The organism is Streptomyces sp. NPDC040589 (assembly GCF_055594445.1).
The window spans coordinates 618519-641010 of the sequence record NZ_JBVIWP010000003.1 but is presented as its reverse complement, the minus strand read 5'-3'; the positions used below and the strand labels follow the sequence as shown (position 1 = coordinate 641010).

General features: G+C 71.1%; 25 protein-coding genes. 12 read left to right on the top strand and 13 right to left on the bottom strand.

What is annotated here, in order from left to right; genetic code table 11:
* Window positions 1-9: 9 nt before the first annotated feature.
* Both ACZ58V_RS15385 and ACZ58V_RS15380 read left to right on the top strand, forming a co-directional pair.
* A complete protein-coding gene (locus tag ACZ58V_RS15385) occupies window positions 10-276 on the top strand; it encodes a protealysin inhibitor emfourin (protein ID WP_184592473.1) in 267 nt (88 codons plus the stop codon).
* A gap of 57 nt (window positions 277-333) precedes the next feature.
* Window positions 334-1656 (top strand): GH1 family beta-glucosidase, encoded by a 1323-nt coding sequence (locus ACZ58V_RS15380; RefSeq protein WP_471290332.1) that lies wholly within the window; start codon window positions 334-336, stop codon window positions 1654-1656.
* Here ACZ58V_RS15380 and ACZ58V_RS15375 read toward each other — a convergent pair.
* From ACZ58V_RS15375 to ACZ58V_RS15365, 3 genes are read right to left on the bottom strand one after another with little or no spacing between them, the layout of a single operon-like run.
* A complete protein-coding gene (locus ACZ58V_RS15375; RefSeq protein ID WP_471290331.1) occupies window positions 1646-2458 on the bottom strand; it encodes an SAM-dependent methyltransferase in 813 nt (270 codons plus the stop codon). The two genes, ACZ58V_RS15380 and ACZ58V_RS15375, sit on opposite strands and share 11 nt — an antisense overlap.
* Before the next feature lie 45 nt (window positions 2459-2503).
* A complete protein-coding gene (locus ACZ58V_RS15370) occupies window positions 2504-2755 on the bottom strand; it encodes a DUF397 domain-containing protein (protein ID WP_468191677.1) in 252 nt (83 codons plus the stop codon).
* Complete coding sequence (locus tag ACZ58V_RS15365) at window positions 2752-3624, bottom strand: helix-turn-helix domain-containing protein (RefSeq protein ID WP_468191680.1); 873 nt, start codon at window positions 3622-3624, stop codon at window positions 2752-2754. Before ACZ58V_RS15365 ends, ACZ58V_RS15370 begins: the two co-directional genes overlap by 4 nt.
* Window positions 3625-3862: 238 nt before the next feature.
* On the opposite strand from ACZ58V_RS15365, the gene ACZ58V_RS15360 reads away from it, so the two are divergent.
* The 6 genes from ACZ58V_RS15360 (at window position 3863) to ACZ58V_RS15335 (ending at window position 9082) form a co-directional block, all read left to right on the top strand.
* The gene (locus tag ACZ58V_RS15360) at window positions 3863-4309 is read left to right on the top strand and encodes an ATP-binding protein (protein WP_471290330.1); all 447 of its coding nucleotides are present in this window, start codon (window positions 3863-3865) and stop codon (window positions 4307-4309) included.
* 154 nt (window positions 4310-4463) lie between these two features.
* Window positions 4464-4577, top strand: a complete 114-nt coding sequence (locus tag ACZ58V_RS15355; protein WP_107092234.1) for a keywimysin-related RiPP — start codon at window positions 4464-4466, stop codon at window positions 4575-4577.
* An 82-nt stretch (window positions 4578-4659) separates the two neighbouring features.
* A complete protein-coding gene (locus tag ACZ58V_RS15350; protein ID WP_471290328.1) occupies window positions 4660-6501 on the top strand; it encodes a lasso peptide isopeptide bond-forming cyclase in 1842 nt (613 codons plus the stop codon).
* Window positions 6482-6808, top strand: coding sequence for a lasso peptide biosynthesis PqqD family chaperone (locus tag ACZ58V_RS15345; RefSeq protein WP_468191690.1), 327 nt, complete (start codon window positions 6482-6484; stop codon window positions 6806-6808). Before ACZ58V_RS15350 ends, ACZ58V_RS15345 begins: the two co-directional genes overlap by 20 nt.
* Complete coding sequence (locus ACZ58V_RS15340) at window positions 6805-7278, top strand: lasso peptide biosynthesis B2 protein (protein ID WP_468191692.1); 474 nt, start codon at window positions 6805-6807, stop codon at window positions 7276-7278. The genes ACZ58V_RS15345 and ACZ58V_RS15340 overlap by 4 nt, the downstream gene beginning before the upstream one ends.
* Complete coding sequence (locus ACZ58V_RS15335) at window positions 7256-9082, top strand: ABC transporter ATP-binding protein (protein WP_468191695.1); 1827 nt, start codon at window positions 7256-7258, stop codon at window positions 9080-9082. Before ACZ58V_RS15340 ends, ACZ58V_RS15335 begins: the two co-directional genes overlap by 23 nt.
* Window positions 9083-9097: 15 nt before the next feature.
* Here the strand turns inward: ACZ58V_RS15335 and era are convergent, their stop codons facing one another.
* A complete protein-coding gene (gene era / locus ACZ58V_RS15330) occupies window positions 9098-10060 on the bottom strand; it encodes a GTPase Era (protein ID WP_189723452.1) in 963 nt (320 codons plus the stop codon).
* 153 nt (window positions 10061-10213) lie between these two features.
* On the opposite strand from era, the gene ACZ58V_RS15325 reads away from it, so the two are divergent.
* Together ACZ58V_RS15325 and ACZ58V_RS15320 are read left to right on the top strand one after the other, a co-directional pair.
* The gene (locus ACZ58V_RS15325) at window positions 10214-11524 is read left to right on the top strand and encodes an ammonium transporter (RefSeq protein ID WP_471290327.1); all 1311 of its coding nucleotides are present in this window, start codon (window positions 10214-10216) and stop codon (window positions 11522-11524) included.
* Window positions 11521-11859 (top strand): P-II family nitrogen regulator, encoded by a 339-nt coding sequence (locus ACZ58V_RS15320; RefSeq protein ID WP_114252339.1) that lies wholly within the window; start codon window positions 11521-11523, stop codon window positions 11857-11859. The genes ACZ58V_RS15325 and ACZ58V_RS15320 overlap by 4 nt, the downstream gene beginning before the upstream one ends.
* Window positions 11860-11883: 24 nt before the next feature.
* Here ACZ58V_RS15320 and ACZ58V_RS15315 read toward each other — a convergent pair whose 3' ends face one another.
* From ACZ58V_RS15315 to ACZ58V_RS15275, 9 genes are all read right to left on the bottom strand, one after another.
* Window positions 11884-12360 carry a hypothetical protein gene (locus ACZ58V_RS15315; protein WP_189723455.1) on the bottom strand — a complete coding sequence of 159 codons (477 nt, stop codon included), beginning with the start codon at window positions 12358-12360 and terminating at the stop codon, window positions 11884-11886.
* 284 nt (window positions 12361-12644) lie between these two features.
* Complete coding sequence (locus tag ACZ58V_RS15310) at window positions 12645-12998, bottom strand: cytidine deaminase (RefSeq protein WP_468191707.1); 354 nt, start codon at window positions 12996-12998, stop codon at window positions 12645-12647.
* A 20-nt stretch (window positions 12999-13018) separates the two neighbouring features.
* Window positions 13019-13378, bottom strand: a complete 360-nt coding sequence (locus tag ACZ58V_RS15305; RefSeq protein ID WP_471290326.1) for an MmcQ/YjbR family DNA-binding protein — start codon at window positions 13376-13378, stop codon at window positions 13019-13021.
* Window positions 13375-14679, bottom strand: a complete 1305-nt coding sequence (locus ACZ58V_RS15300) for a hemolysin family protein (protein ID WP_471290325.1) — start codon at window positions 14677-14679, stop codon at window positions 13375-13377. The genes ACZ58V_RS15305 and ACZ58V_RS15300 overlap by 4 nt, the downstream gene beginning before the upstream one ends.
* Before the next feature lie 11 nt (window positions 14680-14690).
* Window positions 14691-15188 carry an rRNA maturation RNase YbeY gene (gene ybeY / locus ACZ58V_RS15295; RefSeq protein WP_184592507.1) on the bottom strand — a complete coding sequence of 166 codons (498 nt, stop codon included), beginning with the start codon at window positions 15186-15188 and terminating at the stop codon, window positions 14691-14693.
* A 14-nt stretch (window positions 15189-15202) separates the two neighbouring features.
* Window positions 15203-16270: a PhoH family protein gene (locus ACZ58V_RS15290; protein ID WP_454359434.1), complete on the bottom strand. Its 1068-nt coding sequence runs from the start codon at window positions 16268-16270 to the stop codon at window positions 15203-15205.
* 219 nt (window positions 16271-16489) lie between these two features.
* Entirely contained in the window at window positions 16490-17623 is a 1134-nt protein-coding gene (locus ACZ58V_RS15285) for a carbohydrate kinase family protein (protein ID WP_471290323.1), read from the bottom strand.
* Between the two features lie 81 nt (window positions 17624-17704).
* Window positions 17705-18994: a glucarate dehydratase family protein gene (locus tag ACZ58V_RS15280; protein ID WP_468191719.1), complete on the bottom strand. Its 1290-nt coding sequence runs from the start codon at window positions 18992-18994 to the stop codon at window positions 17705-17707.
* Window positions 18991-19944 carry a 5-dehydro-4-deoxyglucarate dehydratase gene (locus ACZ58V_RS15275; RefSeq protein ID WP_468191721.1) on the bottom strand — a complete coding sequence of 318 codons (954 nt, stop codon included), beginning with the start codon at window positions 19942-19944 and terminating at the stop codon, window positions 18991-18993. Before ACZ58V_RS15275 ends, ACZ58V_RS15280 begins: the two co-directional genes overlap by 4 nt.
* An 88-nt stretch (window positions 19945-20032) precedes the next feature.
* Between ACZ58V_RS15275 and ACZ58V_RS15270 the strand changes: the two genes are divergently transcribed.
* The gene (locus ACZ58V_RS15270) at window positions 20033-20815 is read left to right on the top strand and encodes an IclR family transcriptional regulator (RefSeq protein WP_468191723.1); all 783 of its coding nucleotides are present in this window, start codon (window positions 20033-20035) and stop codon (window positions 20813-20815) included.
* Between the two features lie 215 nt (window positions 20816-21030).
* Complete coding sequence (locus ACZ58V_RS15265) at window positions 21031-22371, top strand: MFS transporter (RefSeq protein ID WP_468191726.1); 1341 nt, start codon at window positions 21031-21033, stop codon at window positions 22369-22371.
* Window positions 22372-22492 lie beyond the last annotated feature (121 nt).

Below are 22492 nucleotides of genomic sequence, written 5' to 3'. Positions count from 1 at the left end.
ACAGGTGCCATGCGGATTCAGGTGAGGCGCACAGGCGGGTTCGCGGGCATCGAGCGGCATGCCGAGGTGGACACCTCGGGCCGCCCCGATGCCGCCGAGTGGCACGCCCTGGCCGAGCAGGCGGTGGCCGCCGGCCGGGGCACTCCGCCGATCGGGGTGCCGGACGGTTTCAGCTACCAGATCACGGTGGACGGCAAGACGGTCTACTGCTCGGATCCCCGGCTGACGGACGAGCAGCGCAAACTGATCTCGCGGGTCCTGAAGGAAGGGGCTTAACAGGTCCCGGGCGGCGGCCTGTTGACTTGAGTTACCACCGGTACGGATGATCCGCGCATGGCGACTGACGCAGGCAACCCGATTCCCCGCTTCCCGGCCGGTTTCCTCTGGGGCGTGTCGACCTCGGCGCACCAGATCGAGGGCGCGGTGGACACGCGCGAGCCGTCCGTGTGGGACGCCTTCACGGCCGAGCCGGGACGGGTGAAGGACGGGTCGACGGCGGCGATGGCCTGCGATCACTACCACCGTCACCGCGAGGACGTGGCACTGCTGGCCGGGCTGGGCGTGAACGCGTACCGCTTCTCGGTCTCCTGGCCGCGGGTGCGCTCCGAGAAGGGCCTGGACTTCTACGACCGGCTGGTGGACGACCTGTGCGCGGCGGGCGTGCGCCCGGTGCCGACCCTGTTCCACTGGGACCTGCCGGCGGACTTGGACTGGCTGGAGCGGGACACGGCCGCGCGCTTCGCCGAGTACGTGTCGCTGGTCGCCGAGCGCCTCGGTGACCGGGTGACCAAGTGGATCACCCTGAACGAGCCCGCCGAGCACACCCTGCTGGGCCACGCCCTGGGCGTGCACGCCCCGGGCCGGAAGCTGCTGTTCGACGCACTGCCGGTGGCGCACCACCAGTTGCTGGCCCATGGTCTGGCCGTGCGGGCCCTGCGCGCCTCGGGTGCCACGGACATCGGCGTCGCCAACTCGCACGGCCCCACCTGGGCGGCGTCGACCGAGGCGGCGGACGTGGAGGCGGCCGAGTTCTACGACCTGCTGCTGAACCGCCTCTTCGCGGACCCGCTGCTGCTGGGCCGGTACCCGGACGGCATCGGCGAGCTGATGCCCGGGGACGTCGAGGCCGACCTGAAGGTGATCGCCGAGCCGCTCGACTGGTACGGCGTCAACTACTACGCCCCGACGCGGGTGGGCGCCCCGCAGGGCACGGAGATCGAGTTCGGCGGCGTCTCCATGCCCGCCGAACTGCCCTTCTCCGTCCGGGAGATCGAAGGCCACCCGGTCACGGACTTCGGCTGGCCGGTCGTACCCGAGGGCCTCACCGAACTGCTCACCGGCTTCCGCGAGCGCTACGGCGACCGGCTCCCGCCCGTCGTCATCACCGAGAACGGCTGCTCCTACCCGGGCGTCGACGACCAGGAGCGCGTCACCTACCTGGACGGCCACGTCCGGGCCCTGCACCGGGCGCTGGAGGCGGGCGTCGACGTGCGCGGCTACTTCGTCTGGTCCCTGCTCGACAACTTCGAGTGGGCGGAGGGCTACGCACGCCGCTTCGGCCTGGTCCACGTCGACTTCGAGACCCAGGAGCGGACCCCGAAGTCGTCGTACCGCTGGTACCGGGAGCTGCTGAGGGCCCAGGACGCTACGGCTTGATGCCCACGCCGGTCCACAGGCTGACCTCGGCGTCCGTCGGGGTGTCGCCGTCGGTGGGCTCCGGGCGCCAGCGGTGGCCCACGGTGACGCCCGGCTCCAGCAGGTCCAGGCCGTCGAAGAAGCGGGCGACGTCCTCCCGGGAGCGGAACCGCACCGGGGTCCCGGCCGTGGTGTAGATGTCGGTGACCTTCTGCCAGGTGGGGGCGTCGAAGTCGGGCGTGCAGTGGCTCAGCGCCAGGGCGCTGCCCGAGGGCAGGACGTCCAGCAGGCGGCGCACGATGCCGTAGGGGTCCTGGGCATCGGTGACGAAGTGCATCAGGGCGTTGAGGGACAGCGCCACCGGGCGGCTCAGGTCCAGGATCTCGGCCAGCGCGGGCGCGTTCAGCAGGGTCTGGGGGTCGTTGACGTCCGCCTCTATGTACGTCGTACGGCCCTCAGCCGAGCTGCGCATCAGGCGCTCGGCGTACTTGAGGACGAGGGGGTCGTTGTCGGCGTAGACGACCCGGGCGTCGGGGACCACGGACTGGGCCACCTGGTGCAGGTTGGGCTCGGTGGGGATGCCGGTGCCGATGTCCAGCCACTGGCGGATGCCGTGCTCGCGGGCGAGGACCCGGGTGGCCCGGTGCATGAAGGCCCGGTTCTCCCGCGCGCACACGAAGATGGCGGGGTAGGCCTCGGCGACCCGCTCGGCGGCCTGCTTGTCGACCTCGAAGTGGTCCTTGCCGCCGAGGTAGTAGTCGTACATGCGGGCGGAGTGGGGCCTGCTGGTGTCTATGTCCCGCGCGGCCTGCGAGTGGGTCATGCTGTGCCTCTCGGTGGGGGGTGGTGGTGCGGATGCGACCGGGTGTCAGTGAGCCGTCAGATAGTCGGCGAGGCCCTGCTTGACCCCCGCGACGAACGCGGTGATCTCCTCGGGCGTGTAGATCAGCGCGGGACCGGCCGGATCCGTGGACTGCCGGACCGCCACGCGGCCGTCGGCGAGTTGCTTGGCCTCCACGCACTGCCCCCCGTTCGGACCGCTCCAGGGCCGTTCCCAGCCCTGCTCCCCCAGGTCCGACGCGGGCATCCCGTTGTAGACGGTGCCCTCGGCGATGGTCATGAGTACTCCTTCCGCATGCGGTTCAACAGCGCCTTGCTGTCCGCGGACGAGGTCTTCAGAGACAGCCGGTTGTGCGCCTCCAGATGCGCCACGACGTCGGCACGCTGGTCGAGGTAGACGGAGGCGGACAGGATCTCGCTGTAGACGATGTCGGGCAGCTCCCGCTCCTCGAAACGGAAGTAGGTGAAGGGCGCGCACGCCCCGACGTGGGCGCCCGCGGCGAACGGGACGATGTCGACGCTGACGTGCTCCAGCTCGGACGCCTCCAGGAGCCGGTCGATCTGCTCCCGCATCACCTCGGGGCCGCCCACCACGCGGTGCAGTACGGCCTCCTCCATCACCACCCAGAGCGTGGGCGGGTCCTGCTTGGTGAGCAGGCCCTGGCGGCGCAGCCGCAGCTCCACGCGCCGCTGGAGGTCCTCCTCGTCGTCGTTCGGGAAGCCCCCGCCCAGCACGGCACCCGCGTACCCGGGCGTCTGGAGCAGGCCAGTGACGTACTGCGGCTCATAGGTGCGCAGCGTTCTCGCGCCGGTCTCCAGGCTCACGTAGGCGGTGAACCAGGACGGCATCACATCGCGGTACGGGTGCCACCAGCCGGGCTCGTTGGCCCGCTCGGCCAGGGTGACGAACTCGTCGATCTCCTGCCGGCCGGCGCCGTAGGTCTCCAGCAGCTTCTCGACGTAGAGGATCCTCAGGCCGACCTCGGCCTTTTCCAGGCGGCGGATGGTCAGCGGGGTCACGCGCAGGGTCCTGGCCGCGTCGTCGAGGGTGAGGCCCGCGTGCTGCCGGGCTTCCTGAAGGCGGCGGCCGAGGATCATGCGGAGGACGGTGGGTGCGCCGGCGCCGGTGCCTGATCGCGCGTCGTTCACGCCGTACCTCCTGAGGGGTCGTCATCGGCGCAAGGCCGGCGGGGACTTGATCGTTCTGCCGGAGATCCGAGCGGGGCGATGCGTTCCGTTTGAAATTATCAGGGAGATGGTTGCAGCGTGAACTGCTCTGCGAGCATAGTTACTTGTGTGACCAGGGCGCCGGAAGCCCCCACTCCCCTTTTCCGGCCGGTCCGTTGTCCGCCTCGCCCCTTCCCACCCCCCACGGAAGGCGACCGCCGTGTCCCCCCACACGACATCCACTCCCCGGTTCCTGGACGCGGTGCGCCCGGGCCGCACGCACTGGCTGGAACTGCCGCCGCAGCGGACCAGCGTCAGAAGCGCCCGTCATGCCATGCGGGCGCGGCTGGACTCGTGGCAGGTACCCGACGAGGTGTGCGCGAACGCCGTCCTGCTCATATCCGAGCTGGTGACCAACGCCGTGCTGCACACGCTCAGTGAGCGGATCCTGTGCGGCGTCGGGCTGATGCCCGACGAGCGCTTCCGCCTCGAGGTGCACGACGGCGACCTCTCGGGCCGCGGCATCCCCGGCCGTCGCCCCGGCCTCGACGACGAGAACGGCCGCGGCCTGCTGCTCGTCCGGGAGATAGCGGAGAGCTGGGGGATCACCCGCTCGACCCTCACGGGCGGCAACGCGGTCTGGGCGAGCCTGGCGAGGGTGTTATGACGCCGGTGCCGCCACTGAGGAATCCTAAAAGTTGAATCACCATCGAAACCGGACCTTCCAGGCGAACCGGCCTTTTTGGCCAATTCGCCGAATAGGTGCCTATCGTGGAAGAAGTAACCGATAGCGACGCACGCAGTTCAGGAGGTGCAACGACATGCGCACCTACGAGCGTCCGACGCTGACCGCGGTCGGCTCATTCCGCAAGACCGGTCTTGGCTTCAGGGCTGGACCGGAACGGTTCTGGTTCTTCCGGAGGAGGTTCTTCTGATCCGCCGGTTGTTCCACCGGCACGAGATCTCCAGGCGGCGGTAGGGCGTCAGTCCTGCCGCCCAGGTCAGGAAAGGACCGGCATGGTCGATTTTCCTGATTCCGGCGAGGGGCCGGGCTGGCTGGCCGTCCTTCCGGACTGCGCTTCGGCGGGCCGGGCGGCTGCCGCACTCCGCACCCGGAAGGTCCAGGAGGTCAGCCACCCATCGGGACGGCCGTGGCTGCTCGGCCGCTGGTCCACCGATGCCCTGACCGTCGGTGAGGCGGGCCGGACGAAGATCGCGGTCGTCGGTGAACACGCCCTCACCACCGACCGGCTCGACCCGGCGGCCGGCCGCGTCGACACCCTCTCCGGCCTGGACGGTCTGGCCCGTGACATGGCCGGGAGTTCCCATCTGATCGCCTCGGTCACCGGACGGGTGCGTGTCCAGGGGAGCCTCACCGGCTTTCGCCGGGTGTTCCACGCCAGGATCGGTGACGCCACCGTGGCCGCGGACCGGGCCGACGTCCTGGCCGCCCTGCTCGACGCGGACGTCGACGAGCAGCGGTTGGCGGCCCGCCTGCTGAATCCGTGCGCCCCCCACCCGCTGGCCGGCGAGCCGGTGTGGCGTGAGGTGAGCGCCGTGGGAATCGGCCACTACCTGGCGCTCGACGCCGACGGCCGGGGACGGCCCGTCGCGTGGTGGGCCCCTCCCGAGCCGGTGGTGCCGATGGCCGAGGGCGCGCCGGCGTTGCGCGAGGCGCTCTCGACGGCGGTGGAGGTCCGTGTCCGGGGACGGGACCTGGTGAGCTGCGACCTGGGCGGGCTGGATTCGACCTCGGTGTGTGCTCTGGCCGCACGCGGCACGGCGAAGGTCATCGCCTACACCGCCGACGGCCTCGATCCCCTGTGCGACGACGTGACCTGGGCCCGCCGGACGGTCGCGGGACTGGGCGACGTCGGACACCACGTCATCGCCGGAGACCGGTTGCCGATGGTGTTCGAGGGCCTTCGGGAGGTGGACGAGCGCTTCGACGAGCCGTGCCCGGCGATGATGCATCCCAGCCGCTGTCTGGTCATTCCACGGCTGGCCGCGGCACAGGGATCGCGCATGCACCTGACGGGCTTCGGCGGGGACGAGTTGCTCGCCGGTTCACCCGCGCATCTGCACACGCTGATACGAACCCACCCCAGGACCGCGTGGCAGAGCCTGCGTGGCTTCGCCGCCCAGGGCCCGTGGCCGTATCGGGAAACGCTCCGGCAGCTGTGGGACAGCAGTTCCTACCGTGCGTGGCTCGCCCGAGCCGGCGAGCTGCTCACCGCCGTACCACCCCCATGGGAGACGCCCGCGCTGGACTGGGGGACGCCACCGCGGCTCCCCCCATGGGCGACACCGGACGCCGTCGAGGCCGTACGAGAGCTGATCCGCACCGCGGCGCGTACCACCGAACCACTGGCCGAGAGGCGCGGACAGCACATCGAGCTGGAGGCCATGGGAAACAACGCCCGCATGGTCCGGCAAGTGGGGCAGCTGGCCACCCGCGCCGGGCTCACCCTCGCCGCCCCCTACTACGACGACCGCGTGATCGAAGCGGGCCTGGCGGTACGGCCGCAGGACAGGATCACCCCCTGGCAGTACAAGCCGCTCATCGTCGAGGCGATGCGCGGCATCGTTCCCGACGAGAGCCTGACCCGCCACACCAAGGACGAGGGTTCGTACGAGGCGGAGGCCGGGATGCGGGAGCAGCGCGGCGAGTTGCTGGCCCTGTGCGAGGACTCCCGGCTGGCCCGGTCGGGCTTGATCGACGCGGAGGTGTTGCGCGAGATGTGCGGTGGGCCGCTGCCCCCGACTCTGCCGTTCGACGCGCTGTACCAGACCGTGGTGTGCGAGCTGTGGCTCCGCACGCTGGAGCTGGAGAGGGCCGATGGCATTCAAGCTGCGTGAGGGTGTGTTCACGGCAGAGACGGACTACGGAATCGCGCTCCTCGACGAGGTCCGCGACCAGTACTGGACGCTCAATCCCAGCGCCGCCCTCACCTTGCGGACCTTGCTGGACGGCGGCACCGAAGCAGATGCCGCGCGGATGCTCAGCGAGGAGTACGCGGTGGACATCGGCACCGCGCACCGGGACGTCCGGGAGCTGGTCGGCGAACTGCGTTCGGCGGGCCTGGGCGAGGACGACTCCGGCCGTAGGGCGCACGGCCGACAGCCCCACGGACTCGGTCGACGGGCGGGGAGGAGGCGGCGATGACCTCACCGGAGGCGATCTTCCACGACCCGCGTTCGGTGCCCCTACGGCGCCGTATCCCGGTCCGGCTCGCCGTCGGCGCCGCGCGGCTGCTGGCCCGCCGACGCCCACGGCGCATCAGGACCGTGCTGGAGTGGCTGCGCCGGGGCGCCCGTCCGGCCACCCTCGAACAGACCCGCGCCGCCCGGGACTCCGTGGTCGCCGTCAGCCTGGCGTGCGGGGGGCGGGAAGGATGCCTGCCCCGGTCCCTGGCCACGATCCTGCTGTGCCGTCTGCACGGCCAGTGGCCGACCTGGTGCGTGGGCGCGCGGCGTCTGCCGCCCTTCGGTGCGCACGCCTGGGTGGAGGCGGAAGGGGTGCCGGTGGGAGAGAACCACCCGCCCGACTACTTCCGCCCCCTGTTCACCGTCCCCTGCGCTCCTGGTTCCGTCAGCCGCGAGGCCGTGATCCATGAAGCCCGAAGCGACGGATGAGACCGCCGAGCGGAGCCGGACCGCCCCGTGGGACTTTCTGCGCCTGCTGCACGGACACCGGCGGTGGGTCGCGCTCGCCGTCCTGCTCACGCTGGGAGCATCGGCTCTGAGCCTGGCTCAGCCGCTGCTGGTCAGGCAGGTGATCGAGGCGACCGGGTCCGGAACCGCGATCGGGCCCGCCCTGGCCCTGCTCGTCGCCCTCTTCCTCGCCCAGGCACTGGTGCAGGGCCTCGCCCAGTTCGTCCTGGCCCGCACCGGCGAAGGGATCGTCCTGGGAATCCGGCTCGGCCTGATCAAGCAGGTACTGCGACTGCCCATGGCCGTCTACGACCGCCACCGCATCGGCGACCTGATCTCGCGCACCAGCACCGACAGCACCACCTTGCGGCTGCTCGTCGCGGAGGGCTTCACCGAAGCGATCACCGGTGTCATCGGGCTGATCGGCGTCGTGGCGCTGATGATCTGGCTCGACTGGCTGATGTTCCTCGTCGTGCTGGGCATGGTGGCGATCGCCGCCGTGATCGTAGTCTCGGTGCTGCACGGCATCGAGGTGGCGTCGCTGTTCACGCAGCGGGCGACGGGGGCGATGACCGCTGATCTGGAGCGCGCGCTCGGCGCCATCCGCACCGTCCGGGCCAGCCGCGCCGAGCAGCGCGAGACCGATCGCATCGCGGACGGCGCCAGGTCGGCCTATGCGGGAAGCGTGCGGATGGCGAAGCTGGACGCCGTGGTGGCACCGGCGATCCAGCTGGCCGTCAAGGGATCGTTCGTCGTCGTGCTGCTCATCGGCGGCATGCGCGTCGCCGACCGGCAGGGGTCGATCGCCGATCTCGCCGCCTTCCTGCTGTACATGATCTACCTGGTGGAGCCGATCGGCATGCTGTTCCAGTCGCTCAGCACCATGGAGCAGGGCGTGGGCGCGTACCGCAGGGTCACGGAGGTGATGGAACTGCCCACGGAGCAGGACGCGGTGTCAGAAGCCGGGGCTCCGGCGGACGGCCCGGCGGACGGCGGCAGCGGCCGGCCGCGAGCGCCCGCGCTGGAGTTCCGTGACGTGTGGTTCGGCTACGAACCGAGACGCCCCGTCCTGCGCGGCGTGACCTTCGAAGCACCGGAGCACTCCCATGTCGCCCTGATCGGCAGCTCGGGAGTCGGAAAGTCCACCGTTTTCGCCCTGATCGAGCGGTTCTACGACCCGGACCGCGGCCACATCCTCTTCGGCGGCCGTGACATACGGGAGACCGGCCGAGCCGAACACCGGGCCCAGGTGGGTCTGGTGGAACAGCATGCCCCGGTGCTGTACGGCACGCTGCGGGAGAACCTCACCTACGCCGTCCCGGACGCCGGGCCGGAGGAGGTGGACCGGGTGGTAGAGCTGGCGCACCTCTCGGACCTGATCGCCCGACTGCCGCGGGGCATGGACACCGAGGCCGGGGAGCACGGCATGGCGCTCTCCGGTGGCGAACGCCAGCGGATCGCGATCGCCCGGGCTCTGCTGGCCCGGCCTCGCCTGCTCCTGCTGGACGAGCCGACCGCCCATCTGGACGCGGTCAGCGAAGCGGCGCTGCGCGGGTCGATGCGGGAAACGGCGCGCGAGTGCACGCTGCTCGTGATCGCGCACCGCATGTCGACCATCCGCGCCGCGGACCTGATCGTCGTCCTCGACGCCGGCCGGGTCGTCGCCACGGGCAGTCATGGGGAGCTCCTCGACAGCAGTGAGCACTACAGGTCGCTCCTGCGCGCCCAGCAGCCCGGGGACCTCCGCGTGCCGCGCACGGCAGATCTGAAGGGCGGAGCCGGGTGACCGAGAAGCGGCCCCTCAGAACCCCAGCTTGCGCAGCTGCCTCGGATCCCGCTGCCAGTCCTTCGCGACCTTCACATGGAGGTCCAGGAAGACCGGGGTGCCCAGGAGCGCCTCGATCTGCTTGCGGGACTTGATGCCGACGTCCTTCAGGCGCTTGCCCTTGGGGCCGATGATGATGCCCTTCTGGCTGGGGCGCTCGATGTAGACGAAGGCGTGGATGTCGAGGAGGGGCTTGTCGGCGGGGCGGTCCTCGCGGGGCAGCATCTCCTCTACGACCACGGCGATGGAGTGCGGCAGCTCGTCACGGACGCCCTCCAGCGCGGCCTCCCGGATCAGCTCCGCGATCATGACCTGCTCGGGCTCGTCGGTCAGGTCGCCCTCGGGGTAGAGCGCAGGGCCCTCCGGCAGGAGGGGGACGATCAGGTCCGCCAGCAGGTTCACCTGCTTGTCCCCGACCGCAGACACCGGGACGATCTCCGCCCACTCGAAGCCGAGCTCCTTGCCGAGCTGGTCGATCGCGATGAGCTGCTCGGCGAGCGTCTTGCCGTCCACCAGGTCGGTCTTCGTGACGATCGCGATCTTCGGCGTCTTCTTGATGGACGCCAGTTCCTTCGCGATGAAGCGGTCGCCGGGGCCGAGCTTCTCGTTCGCCGGCAGACAGAAGCCGATCACGTCCACCTCGGCCCACGTCGTGCGCACGACGTCGTTCAGCCGCTCACCCAGCAGTGTGCGCGGCTTGTGCAGCCCCGGGGTGTCGACCAGGATCAACTGCGCGTCCGGGCGGTGCACGATGCCCCGCACGGTGTGCCGCGTCGTCTGCGGCTGGTTCGCCGTGATCGCCACCTTCTGGCCGACCAGAGCATTCGTGAGGGTGGACTTGCCCGCGTTGGGACGGCCCACGAAGCAGGCGAAGCCAGCCCTGTGGACAGCTTCGGCCGGCTCTTCGGATGACTGGGTACGAACGCTCATGGCGCCCATTCTCCCTGATTCCCGGAGCCGCCCTGTACCGGACGTGCGTCGTGAGCTTCCCGAAACCCTCACGCAACGAAACGTCACGGAAACACACCCGTACGCAACCGGAAACGCGGTCCGGTGAACCTCTGACGAGCCCCCGCACCGTTGGAGACAACCGTGACCCTCGCCGCCGCAAGTGCCGACACCGGCGACACCGCCTGGCTGCTCGCCGCCACCGCCCTCGTCCTGCTGATGACTCCCGGCCTCGCCCTCTTCTACGGCGGCATGGTCCGCACGAAGAGCGTGCTCAACATGCTGATGATGAGCTTCGTGTCGATCGCCCTGGTGACGGTGGTCTGGCTGGCGGCCGGGTTCTCCCTCACCTTCGGCGAGGACGCCGCGGGAGGTCTCATCGGCGGCCTCGACCACATCGGCATGAGCGGTCTCGGCCCGGACAGCGTCCAGGGGACGGTGCCCACGCTCCTCTTCGCCACCTTCCAGCTCACCTTCGCGATCATCACCGCCGCGCTGGTCAGCGGCGCGGTCGCCGACCGGGCGAAGTTCGGGGCGTGGCTGGTCTTCGTACCGGTGTGGGCGCTGCTCGTATACGTTCCGGTCGCGCACTGGGTGTGGGGCCCGGGCGGCTGGATCCTGGAGAGGCTCGGCGCCCTCGACTTCGCCGGCGGCCTGCCCGTCGAGATCGTCTCCGGCGCCTCGGGACTCGCGTTGTGCCTGGTCCTGGGCCCGCGCATGGGCTTCAAGAAGGACTCCATGCGCCCGCACAACCTGCCCATGGTGATGCTGGGCGCCGGTCTGCTCTGGTTCGGCTGGTTCGGCTTCAACGCCGGGTCCGCCCTCGGCGCCAACGGCCTCGCGGCCGCCGCGTTCCTCAACACCCTCGCCGCGGGCTGCACCGGCCTGCTCGGCTGGCTCTTCGTCGAGCAGAAGCGCGACGGCCACCCCACGACCCTGGGCGCCGCCTCCGGCGCGGTCGCCGGCCTGGTCGCGATCACGCCGTCCTGCGGCTCGGTCTCCCTGCTCGGCGCCCTGGTCGTCGGCCTCACCGCCGGTGCCGTCTGCTCGTACGCCGTGAGCTGGAAGTTCAAGCTGAACTACGACGACTCCCTGGACGTCGTCGGCGTCCACCTGGTCGGCGGTGTCATCGGCACGCTCCTCATCGGCGTCTTCGCCGCCCGGTCGATGACGGGCGGCGCCGAGGGCCTCCTCTACGGCGGCGGCCTCGTCCAGCTGGGCAAGCAGCTGGTGGCCGTGGTCGTGGTGGCGGTGTACGCGTTCGCCGTGACGTACGGCATCGGCAAGCTGATCGACGTCACCATGGGCTTTCGCGCGAGCGAGGAGCAGGAGCAGACCGGCCTGGACCTTACGGTGCACGCCGAGACGGCCTACGATCACGGGGTCCTGGGCCACGGCGCCCCGGTCTCCTCCTCCGTCGTCCCCCACGCCCAGAAGGTCACTCCCCAGGCATGAAGCTCATCACCGCGATCGTCAAGCCGTACCGCCTCGACGAGGTCAAGAACGCCCTGCAGGAACTCGGCGTGCACGGCCTGACCGTGAGCGAGGCCAGCGGCTACGGCCGGCAGCGCGGCCACACCGAGGTGTACCGCGGCGCCGAGTACCAGGTCGACCTGGTGCCGAAGGTCCGTATCGAGGTCGTCGTCGAGGACGCGGACGCCGAGGCCGTCATCGACGCGGTCGTCAGGGCCGCGCACACCGGCAAGATCGGCGACGGGAAGGTGTGGGCGCTGCCCGTCGACACCGTCGTACGGGTGCGGACGGGCGAGCGCGGCCCCGACGCGCTCTGACACCGGGGCCGCGTCGCTTCGGTCTCAGTCGAACACGAACGGGCCCGGCGACTGCGGCCCGGTCGCCGTGCAGGTGATGGTGATGCCGAAGACGGTCATCTTCAGCGAGCCGCCGAAGGCCTCCAGGCTGTCGCCGGAGGCCACGGTGCCGCTGAGGGGGCCGACCTCGACGGGAGCGCCGGCGGCCATCGCCGGGTTCTTCGTGCCGGTGAAGGCGACGGTGCCGCCGCCGGACTTCACCAGCGTGAGCGAGGACGAGATCGAGTCCGCGCCCAGGGCGATCGGCGCGGTGATCGCCGAGGACTTGACGGTGACGGTGGCGGCGGTGCCGTTCTGCGTGGCCGTGAGGGTGGCCTCGCCACTGCCGAAGGTGCCGCAGTCCGCGCTGATCGTCGCCGCCTGTGGGGTGACGGCGAGAGCGGCGGGGGCGAAGGCGAGCCCGCTGACCGCGAGGACCCCGGCGGCCAGTGCCGCACCTGCTCCGATTCGCTTGCATCTCATGGGATTCCGGCTCCGTTTCCGTGGGGGGGGTGGACCGCTCGGCACATGGATGCGGACACACTGCCGAGAGTCGAACCTGACGGTCCGTCGGAACTGACGGTTCCATTGATGCGTGTGGGGCAGGCGGCGGCAAGGTTGAAATCTGGCCTAATTACCGCCGGTTACAGCGAACTTCGGCCAGCACTGGCCGCGGACGGGGCAGACCGGCACCAACCAGCCCGTCCGGCGTCTGAGGACGAGGCCGTTCAGGCCGATGGAGGGTCTGGGGGCACAGCCCTCAGGGCTCAGCCCGCCGACACCGTCAGCCGGACGACCCCGTCGAACCCCGCCACCAGCACCGGAGTCTCCGCACCGCCGAGATCCCGTACCGCCGCCCGGTCCTCGGCAGAGGGCGACTCCGCTTCCGTCACGACCGCCGCCGCCTCCAGGGACGTCGCCCCCGAGGCCACCGCCATCGCCACCGCCGTCTGCAGGGCACTGAGCTTCAGGGAGTCGAGGGCCACGGTCCCCGCGACATACGTACGTCCGGTCTCGTCCCGTACGGCCGCCCCCTCGGGCACGCCGTTGCGGGCCCGCGCGGAACGGGCCAGGGTGACGATCTTGCGGTCCTCGGGGGCGAGCGCGTTGCTGTCGGTCATGATCCGAGCATACGGAAGCGTCACGGACGGTCGAGGCGGAGGCGGTCCGCCCGCGGCAGGCCCGCGACCACGAGGTCGTACGAGTCCTCGATGAGCTCCCGGACCAGCCGGTCCGGGAGCCCGCCGTCGGCCGTGACCGTGTTCCAGTGCCGCTTGTTCATGTGCCAGCCTGGGACAACGAGGCCCTCGTGCTCGCCGCGCAGCCGGATCGCGTCGTCCGGGTCGCACTTGAGGTTGACCTTCAGGGGCCGCTCGTCGAGGTGCGACAGGGCGAACAGCTTGCCCTGGACCTTGAAGACCGCGATCTCCGGGCGGAACGGGAAGTCCTCCACCGCCGCGTTGAAGGACAGGCAGAACGCGCGCAGCTCCTGCGGGGTCATTCCTGCGTCTCCTCCCGAGCGGCGTCCGCCGGCTCCACCGGCTCCGCGAGCACCGTCACGATCTTGTTGCGGCGGCCGGCCGCGGCCTCCGCCGTCAGACGCAGTTCCCGGCCGTCGGGCAGGCCGACGACGGACGACGCGCCCGCGATGGGGACCCGGCCCAGCGCCTTCGCCAGCAGGCCGCCGACCGTCTCCACGTCCTCGTCGTCGAACTCCTCCAGGCCGTACAGCTCGCCCAGGTCGCCGATGTCGAGCCGGGCGGTGACCCGGAAGCGGTCCTTGCCGAGGTCCTCCACCGGCGGCAGCTCGCGGTCGTACTCGTCGGTGATCTCGCCGACGATCTCCTCGAGGATGTCCTCGATGGTGACGATGCCGGCCGTGCCGCCGTACTCGTCGACGGCGACGGCGACGTGGTTGCGCTCCTTCTGCATCTCGCGCAGCAGGTCGCCCGCGTTCTTGGTGTCGGGCACGAAGAACGCCGGGCGCATCGCCGTGGACACCTGCTCGGACTCGGCCTCGCGGCTGATGTGCGTCTTGCGGACCAAGTCCTTCAGATACACGATCCCTACGATGTCGTCCTCGCTCTCGCCGGTCACCGGGATCCGGGAGAAGCCGGAGCGCAGGGCGAGGGTGAGGGCCTGGCGGATGGTCTTGAACCGCTCGATGACGACCAGGTCCGTGCGCGGGACCATGACCTCCCTCACGAGGGTGTCGCCCAGCTCGAAGACCGAGTGCACCATGCGGCGCTCCTCGTCCTCGATGAGGGACTCCTTCTCGGCGAGGTCGACCAGCGCACGCAGCTCCGCCTCGGAGGCGAAGGGACCGCGACGGAAGCCCTTGCCGGGGGTGAGCGCGTTACCGATGAGGATGAGCAGCGAGGGGATCGGGCCCATGATCCGGGCCAGCGGCACCAGGACGTACGCCGAGAGCGTCGCCGTGTTCAGCGGGTGCTGGCGGCCGATGGTGCGCGGGGACACCCCGACGGCGACGTACGACACGAGGACCATGACCGCGATGGCGATCAGGAGGGCCTCGGTCGTGTTGTCGAACTCCATCAGGCAGCCGTACGTGATCAGCGCGGCGGCGGCCATCTCGCAGGCGACGCGCACCAGCAGCGCCACGTTCAGATAGCGGGTCGGGTCGGAGGCGACCTGGGAGAGCTTGGCGCTGCCGCGCCTGCCGCCGCGGACGGCCTCCTCGGCGCGGAAGCTGGAGACCCGGGCGAGGCCCGCCTCCGCGCAGGCGGCGAGCCAGGCCACGACCACCAGGGCGACCGCGCCCAGGGCGAGTTGCGGATTCATCGGCGGCGGCTCTACGAGACCGTCGGCGCGGGGGACGGGCCGGTCAGGCCCCGCTCCGAGCGCCAGCCGTCCACGATGGCCGCCTGAAGGCCGAACATCTCGGCCTTCTCGTCCGGTTCCTCGTGGTCGTAGCCCAGCAGGTGCAGCACCCCGTGGACGGTGAGCAGCTGGAGCTCCTCGTCCATGGAGTGCTGCGTGTCGGCCTCGGCGCCCTGCTTGGTGGCGACCTCGGGGCAGAGCACGATGTCGCCGAGCAGCCCCTGCGGCGGCTCGTCCTCGTCCTTGGACGGCGGGCGCAGCTCGTCCATCGGGAAGGACATGACATCCGTCGGGCCGGGGAGGTCCATCCACTGGATGTGGAGCTGCTCCATGGCGTCGGCGTCCACGACGATGACCGAGAGCTCGGAGAGCGGGTGGATGCGCATCCGGGCGAGCGCGTAGCGGGCGATGTCGAGGATCGCCTGCTCGTCGACCTCGGTGCCGGACTCGTTGTTGACGTCGATCGACATGGTGTGGTGCTTGTCTACTTCCCCTTGTGCACGGACTTGCCGCGGCTCTTGTGCCCGCCGTTCTGGGTGCCGTGCTTGGTGTCGTACTGCTCGTACGCGTCGACGATACGGCCCACCAGCTTGTGCCGGACCACGTCCTGCGACGAGAGCCGGGAGAAGTGGACGTCGTCCAGGCCCTCCAGGATGTCCTGCACCTGCCGCAGACCGCTCTTGGTGCCGTCCGGGAGGTCGACCTGCGTCACGTCACCCGTGATCACGATCTTCGAGTCGAAGCCGAGGCGGGTGAGGAACATCTTCATCTGTTCGGGGCTCGTGTTCTGGGCCTCGTCCAGGATGATGAAGGCGTCGTTGAGGGTCCGGCCACGCATGTACGCCAGCGGCGCGACCTCGATGGTCCCCGCCGCCATCAGCCGCGGGATCGAGTCCGGGTCGAGCATGTCGTGCAGCGCGTCGTAGAGCGGGCGCAGATACGGGTCGATCTTCTCGTAGAGCGTGCCCGGGAGGAAGCCGAGGCGCTCTCCGGCCTCGACCGCCGGGCGGGTCAGGATGATGCGGTTGACCTGCTTGGACTGCAGGGCCTGCACCGCCTTGGCCATCGCCAGGTACGTCTTGCCGGTGCCGGCGGGGCCGATGCCGAAGACGATGGTGTGCTTGTCGATCGCGTCCACGTAGCGCTTCTGGTTGAGCGTCTTGGGGCGGATCGTGCGGCCGCGCGAGGACAGGATGTTCTGCGTGAGCACCTCGGCCGGGGTCTCCTGGCCGTCGCTCTCCCCGTTCTCGCTCGCCTTGAGCATGGCGATCGAGCGTTCCACTGCGTCCTCCGTCATCGGCTGCCCGGTGCGGAGCACGAGCATCATCTCGTCGAACACGCGCGAAATGAGGGCGACGTCCGCTGGGTCGCCGACCGCGCTGATCTCGTTGCCCCGGACATGGATGTCGGCCGCCGGGAAGGCCTTCTCGATCACGCGCAGGAGGCTGTCGCCGGACCCCAGCACGGTCACCATGGGGTGCTGGGCGGGGACGGTGAACTGCGCTCTCGCCTGCTCCTGCGCGGGGGTGTGAGCTGTGGGTGTCTGAGTCATGGGCCGGCGCTTAAGGCCTGCGATTCCTCCTCGTCACGGCCGCGTAGCTGAGGGCGGCCTCGCGATTCCAAGGGTACGACGGAGCACTGACAACGCCGTAGGGCTTTTAGGGGTGGGGGTGGAAACGAGGCCGGCAGTTTCCCTTGACCGACGCTTCGGGTGGTGGGTGGGCACAGGTCCGGGGGTCCAGGGGGCGGAGCCCCCTGGCAGGCCGGGGCCTCACGCCGAGCGCCGGAACCCGATCGTAGGAACAGCCCTCCGCAACGGCCAGGGCCGCACAAGCTTCTCCGGCACAAGCCCTGCAAGGAACCCGTACCGCCGCAACGCCGTCGACGACTGCCCCTGGACCGACTGCACCTTCCGCCACCACCCCGCGATCTCCGACCACCCCGGCGCCGACAACGACCCGCCGAACTCCTGCACCGACAGCGCCGCGGTCAGCCCGGCGAAGGCCAGCCGGTCCGCGAGCGGCCAGTCCGCCAGCGTCGCGGTCACGAACCCGGCGACGAACACGTCACCGGCCCCGGTCGGATCGAGCGCCTCGACCTCGATGGCCGGCACCTCGGCGGTCTCCCCCGTACGCCGGTCCACCGCGTACGCCCCGTCCGCCCCGAGCGTGACCACCGCGAGCGGCACGTACTCGGTCAGGGCGTGCGCCGCGGCCCGCGGGCAGTCGGCGCCCGTGTAGCGCATGGCCTCCTCCGCGTTCGGCAGGAACGCCTCGCAGTGCCGCAGGTCGGGCAGTGCCGCCAGGTCCCACGCGCCGGTGTCGTCCCAGCCGACGTCGCCGAAGACCCGGGTGCCCTTGCTCGCGGCCTGGGCGATCCAGGGCGCGCTGACGCCCGGCGCGAGGGAGGCGACGGCGGCACGGGCGCGGGGCGGGCACTCGACGGCCGGTTCCTCCGGGGGCGGCTCATGGCCGTGGGAGACCATCGTGCGCTCCCCCTCGTACGCCATGGAGACGGTCACCGGGGAGTGCCAGCCGGGCACCGTGCGCGACGGGGAGAGGTCGATGCCCTCGCCGTGCTCCAGGGCGTCCCAGCAGTAGTCGCCGTAGTGGTCGTCGCCGAAGGCCGCCGCGAGGGACGTGCGCAGGCCGAGGCGGGCCAGGGCGGTGGCCATGTTGGCGACGCCTCCGGGGCTCGACCCCATCCCGCGTGCCCAGGACTCGGTCCCGCGCACCGGGGCGGAGTCGAGCCCGGTGAAGATGATGTCGAGGAAGACGGTGCCGGTGAGATAGACGTCCCAGGGCGGGTCGTCCGGCACGCGCAGCGGGGCGAGGGGATCGACCGGGGTCTGGCGGTGCGATCCCTTTCTCGGGCCCTTTCCGGCCGGGGCGGTGGACGCGATCACGGTGCGCTCCCTGACGTGGTGCGGATCAGGCCAGTCTGCACCACACCACCGACAACGTGACGCCGATCACGCGGTCATGTCCTACCAGCGGGGCATCGAGGGCGTCACCCACTCCGGGTCGGCGATCCGCATGGCCGCCGCGTCGTCGCGGTCCCGCAGCGCCCCGTCGTCGTCCAGCCACCGCCGGTGCAGTTCGGCGAGCCGCTCGCGGTCGAGCTCCACACCGAGCCCGGGCGCGTCCGACACCGCGACCTTGCCGCCCTCGAAGGCCAGCCGCTCGGTGAGGACGTCCTCCGACTGCCAGGGGTAGTGGGAGTCGCAGGCGTGGTGGAGGTTCGGGACGGTGGCCGCCACGTGGGTCATCGCGGCGAGCGAGATGCCCAGGTGGGTGTTGGAGTGCATCGACACGCCGACGCCGAAGGTGCGGCAGACGGCGGCGAGCTGCTGGGTGTTGCGCAGGCCGCCCCAGTAGTGGTGGTCGGAGAGGACCACCTGAACGGCGCCCTTGGTGAACGCCTCCTTGATCTCGGCGAAGGTCGTCACGCACATGTTGGTGGCGAGCGGCACGCCGGTCCGCTCGGCGACCTCGGCCATGGCCGGGGTGCCCAGCGCGGGGTCCTCCAGGTACTCCAGGACGTCCCGGAGTTCCCGGGCCACCTTGACGGACGCCTCGACGGACCAGGCGCCGTTGGGGTCGAGCCGCAGCGGATGCCCGGGGAACGCCTCGGCGAGCGCCCGGACGGCCGCGACCTCCTCGTCGGGCGGGAAGACGCCGCCCTTGAGCTTGAAGGAGGTGAAGCCGTAGCGCTCCTTGAACCGCCGGGCCTGTTCCACCACCCCGGCCGGGTCGACGGCGGCGCCCCAGTCGTCCTTCTCGGCGGGTACGCCCTCCGGGTGGTCGGCCCACTTGTAGAACAGGTAGGCGCTGTACTCGACGGCGTCGCGCACCTTGCCGCCCAGCAGCGCGTGCACGGGCAGTCCGAGCGCCTTGCCGAGGGCGTCGAGGCAGGCGACCTCGAAGCCGGAGACGACGGACAGCCGCAGCTTGTCGGCGGTCTGGACGCCCCGCAGCCCGCCGACGTCGACGGCGTTCTCGACCCGGGAGCGGTCGACGGCGACCTGGTCCGCGAGCGTGAACAGGCCGTTCAGATCGCTGACCTGGTGCCCCTTCAGCCGCTCGGCGAAGGGGCGGGCCAGCTCCAGGTACTTGGCGTCGCCGTAGGTCTCCCCCACGCCCGTGACGCCGTCGGCCGTGACGACCTCGACGATCAGCCGGGGCGTGTACGGCTGGTGCACGCCCTGCGTGTTCAGCAGCGGCGGGTCCGCGACCAGGATCGGCGTCAGCCGTACGTCCGTGATGGCGAGGTTCACAGGGCGGCTCCTACGAGGTCGAGGCCGGTGGTGAGAACGGTCCTGAGGGTCGCCAGGTCCGCGGGCGAGGGGTCGGTGAGCGGGGCGCGGACCGGCCCGACCCGGTGGCCGCGCAGCCGGGCCGCCGCCTTCACCAGCGACACGGCGTACCCGGGGACGCGGTCGCGCAGTTCGACGAGCGGGACGTAGAAGTCGCGCAGCAGTTTGTCGACCGTGCCGTGGTCGCCGTCGCGCAGGGCGGCGAAGAAGGCGTCGGCGATCTCGGGGGCGAAGGCGTGCACGGCGGAGGAGTAGGCGGGGACGCCGACGGTGGCGTAGGCGCGGGCCTGGATCTCGGCGGTGGCGGCGCCGTTGAAGAACAGGAAGTCCTCGGGGGCGGCGAGCGTGAGGCGCTGCAGCCGGTCGAGGTCGCTGTGGCCGTCCTTGAGGCCGATGACGTTCGGCAGGGCGGCGATGCGCTGGAGCGACTCGGCGGTGAAGGCGACCTGGCCGCGCTGGTAGGCGATCAGCGGCAGCCGGGTGCGGGCGGCGATCTGTTCCAGCTGGGCGACCAGGCCGTCCTGCGGGGCGGCTACGAGGTAGTGCGGCAGCACGAGGAGGGCGTCGGCACCGGCGTCCTCGGCGATGCGGGCGAACCGCACGGCCTGCGCCCAGCCGTATCCGATACCGGCCACGACGGGTACGCGGCCCGCCGCCTCCTCGACGGTGATCGTGACGACCTGCCGGTACTCGTCCTCGTCCAGCGAGAAGAACTCGCCGGTGCCGCAGGCGGGGAAGACGGCGCCGGGCGAGGCGGCGAGCCGCTGCGCGACGTAGGCGCGGAAGCCCTCCGGGTCGAGGGTGCCGTCGTCGCGGAAGCCGGTCAGCGGGAACGACAGCACGCCACCGGCCATGCCGTCCCGCAGCCGCTGCGCGACCGCTTCCGGTCCAGCGCCAGCGCTCACGGTCATCTCCTTATGTAGACGTCATCTATATATGAGAATGGCGGTTGGATACGCGAACGTCAACCGCCCGAGGCCGCCCGATTACCATCGGCACATGTCAGACACAGGGGGCGTCCGCGAAGTGAAGTCCGCGGCGCGCGCGGTCGAGCTGCTGGAACTCCTCGCGGCACGCGGCGACCGCCCGGCCCGGCTGCAGGAGCTGGCCGACGCACTCGGCGTGCCGCGCAGCTCGATGTACGCGCTGCTCCAGACCCTGATCTCGCGCGGCTGGGTCCGCACCGACGTCACCGGCTCCCTGTACGGCATCGGCATCCACGCTCTGCTCACCGGCACCGGCTACCTCGATTCCGACCCACGGGTGCGGGCCGTACGGCCGTATCTCGACGAGGCGTCAGAGGCGCTCGGCGAGACCATCCACATGGGGCGTCTGGACGGCCGGGACGTGGCCTATCTGGCGACGCGGGAGTCGCACGAGTACCTGCGCACGATCAGCCGGGTGGGGCGCCGGCTGCCCGCGCACGTCGGGGCCCTGGGCAAGGCGCTGCTGGCGGAACGCCCGGACGAGGAGCTGCCCGAGGGGCCGTACGAGGCGCTGACCCCGAACTCGCACACGAGCCGGGAGTCCCTGGTGGCCGACCTCGCGCGGGTCCGGACCCGTGGCCACTCCGTGGACCGGGAGGAGGGCGTGAGCGGGATCGTCGGCTTCGGGTTCGCGCTGCGCTACGACTCCCCCGCGCTGGACGCGATCAGCTGCTCGGTGCCGGTCGCCCGGCTCACTCCGGAGCACGAGGAGCGGATCGTCACCGTGATGCGGGAGATCCGGGCGAAGGCCGAGGCGACGGTTCCGACGGGCGCCGGATCGGTGCACTGGCGTTAGCCGAAACCCGCTGGTGAGGGGCCACCGGCGTGAGCAAAAAGCGCACTTCTACCCGACCTTCCCTACCTCAAACACAACGTGCTCTAGATCACACCTTCTGGGTTCACGCGTTCGACTACTTGCTTGATACAAATTGCCCGCGCGTTCCTGTCCGTCGACGGTCGTCGCCCAATCCCCCTTCTTAGCCGCTCCTTTCGCATGCCCTGGGAACGCCCGTGTTCGCCCCCCGCACCACACCCTGGCCCCTCGTCGCCCTTTTCACGGCCGGGTACCTCGCCCCGTATCTGCTGCCGACCACCGTCGGCAGGCTCGACTCGGGCCTACCGCTCTCCGCCACACAGGCCGGCGCCGTCGGCAGTGCCCTGCTGCTGAGTTCGGCCGCCGCCGGATTCGTCCTGGCCTCACGGGTCGAACGGATCGGGGCCCGCGCCCTCGCCCGCATCGGCCTCGCCCTGGCCTTCTTCGGCTACGGCGGCGCCGCGCTCACCACCGCTGTCCCGGCCGTCGTCGCCGGGGCCGTCCTCGGCGGGTTCGGGTCCGGCACGGCCACCACCGTCGCCGCCACCCTCATCGCCGGACAGCGTGATCCGCACCGGGCCTCGACAGCCGGGCTGCTCACCGTCTCCGCCCTCGCGGGTGCCGTGTATCTGACGGTCCCTCGCCTCGGCCCGGGGCACGGCCTGCCGCTGGCCGCGATCGCCCTCACGGCCTTGGTCGTGTGGCCGCTGACCGGCCGCCTCCCCGCCGGTGCGCCCGCCGCACCCACGCGGCATCACAAGGCCCGGTTGCCGCACGCCCGTTCGGGACTGGTACTGGCCGCCGCCATGCTGTGCTGGTCGCTCGCCCAGAACTCCCTGTGGGGCGTGAGCGGACGGATCGGCCTTGACCAGGCCCAGTTGAGCGAGGCCACCGTCGGTGCCGTCTTCGCCCTGGGACTGGGCGCCGGACTGACCGGGGTCCTGGCGGCGGGCGCGCTGGGCGCCCGGCTGGGACGTGCCGTTCCCATCGGGGCGGGCACGGTCCTCATCGCCGGCTGTATCGCGCTCAGCGCCTCCTCGACCGACCTGACGACTTTCGCGACCGGCGAGATCGCCTGGAACACCCTGTACCCGGTAGTGCTGTCGTATCTGATCGGGCTCGCCGCCTCGCTCGACCCGCGCGGCCGCTGGGCGGTGCTGGTCGGCTCGGCGTCCTCGCTGGGCACGGCCGCCGGACCGCTCACCGGCAGTGTGCTGTCGGCGCAGGCCGGGTTCCCGGCCATGGGCGCGGTCCTCGGCGCCGGTCTGCTGGTGATCGCCCTGCCGATGACCGCCGTCGCCCTGCACACCGGCGGACGCCCACTGCTGCCCGGCGCGATCCGCCGCCGCGGCGGCCACCCGGCCGCCCTGGTCGCCGCCGCCACGGGCACGCCCACCGGCACGGTCCCCGAGATCGGCGCCCCGGAACAGCCGGTCGTGGAGATCGCCGTGGAGGCCGCGGCGATTCCCACCCAACGGGCCTACGACAAGGCAGGACCCCGGCAGGCGGGTGCCTCACCGGGGTCCGGAGCCCTGTAGGTCAGAGGGCCGGGGCGCCCGCGCGGGCGGGCCGGGACACGAACCCACCCGTCGCCAGTGGGGGCGCCGCCCGCGCGGTCCTCTTCCGGACGGTTGCGCCTGTTGAGGAGAGGGTTCCCGA

Coding starts and splice junctions, on each gene's coding strand:
- ACZ58V_RS15315 (WP_189723455.1), bottom strand. CDS start 12,360: ATGAGATGCAAGCGAATCGGAGCAGGTGCGGCACTGGCCGCCGGGGTC.
- ACZ58V_RS15290 (WP_454359434.1), bottom strand. CDS start 16,270: ATGACTCAGACACCCACAGCTCACACCCCCGCGCAGGAGCAGGCGAGA.
- ACZ58V_RS15385 (WP_184592473.1), top strand. CDS start 10: ATGCGGATTCAGGTGAGGCGCACAGGCGGGTTCGCGGGCATCGAGCGG.
- ACZ58V_RS15355 (WP_107092234.1), top strand. CDS start 4,464: ATGCGCACCTACGAGCGTCCGACGCTGACCGCGGTCGGCTCATTCCGC.
- ACZ58V_RS15300 (WP_471290325.1), bottom strand. CDS start 14,679: ATGAATCCGCAACTCGCCCTGGGCGCGGTCGCCCTGGTGGTCGTGGCC.
- ybeY (WP_184592507.1), bottom strand. CDS start 15,188: ATGTCGATCGACGTCAACAACGAGTCCGGCACCGAGGTCGACGAGCAG.
- ACZ58V_RS15345 (WP_468191690.1), top strand. CDS start 6,482: ATGGCATTCAAGCTGCGTGAGGGTGTGTTCACGGCAGAGACGGACTAC.
- era (WP_189723452.1), bottom strand. CDS start 10,060: ATGGGCGCCATGAGCGTTCGTACCCAGTCATCCGAAGAGCCGGCCGAA.
- ACZ58V_RS15275 (WP_468191721.1), bottom strand. CDS start 19,944: ATGACCGTGAGCGCTGGCGCTGGACCGGAAGCGGTCGCGCAGCGGCTG.
- ACZ58V_RS15340 (WP_468191692.1), top strand. CDS start 6,805: ATGACCTCACCGGAGGCGATCTTCCACGACCCGCGTTCGGTGCCCCTA.
- ACZ58V_RS15370 (WP_468191677.1), bottom strand. CDS start 2,755: ATGACCATCGCCGAGGGCACCGTCTACAACGGGATGCCCGCGTCGGAC.
- ACZ58V_RS15380 (WP_471290332.1), top strand. CDS start 334: ATGGCGACTGACGCAGGCAACCCGATTCCCCGCTTCCCGGCCGGTTTC.
- ACZ58V_RS15270 (WP_468191723.1), top strand. CDS start 20,033: ATGTCAGACACAGGGGGCGTCCGCGAAGTGAAGTCCGCGGCGCGCGCG.
- ACZ58V_RS15310 (WP_468191707.1), bottom strand. CDS start 12,998: ATGACCGACAGCAACGCGCTCGCCCCCGAGGACCGCAAGATCGTCACC.
- ACZ58V_RS15375 (WP_471290331.1), bottom strand. CDS start 2,458: ATGACCCACTCGCAGGCCGCGCGGGACATAGACACCAGCAGGCCCCAC.
- ACZ58V_RS15335 (WP_468191695.1), top strand. CDS start 7,256: ATGAAGCCCGAAGCGACGGATGAGACCGCCGAGCGGAGCCGGACCGCC.
- ACZ58V_RS15305 (WP_471290326.1), bottom strand. CDS start 13,378: ATGACCCCGCAGGAGCTGCGCGCGTTCTGCCTGTCCTTCAACGCGGCG.
- ACZ58V_RS15320 (WP_114252339.1), top strand. CDS start 11,521: ATGAAGCTCATCACCGCGATCGTCAAGCCGTACCGCCTCGACGAGGTC.
- ACZ58V_RS15350 (WP_471290328.1), top strand. CDS start 4,660: ATGGTCGATTTTCCTGATTCCGGCGAGGGGCCGGGCTGGCTGGCCGTC.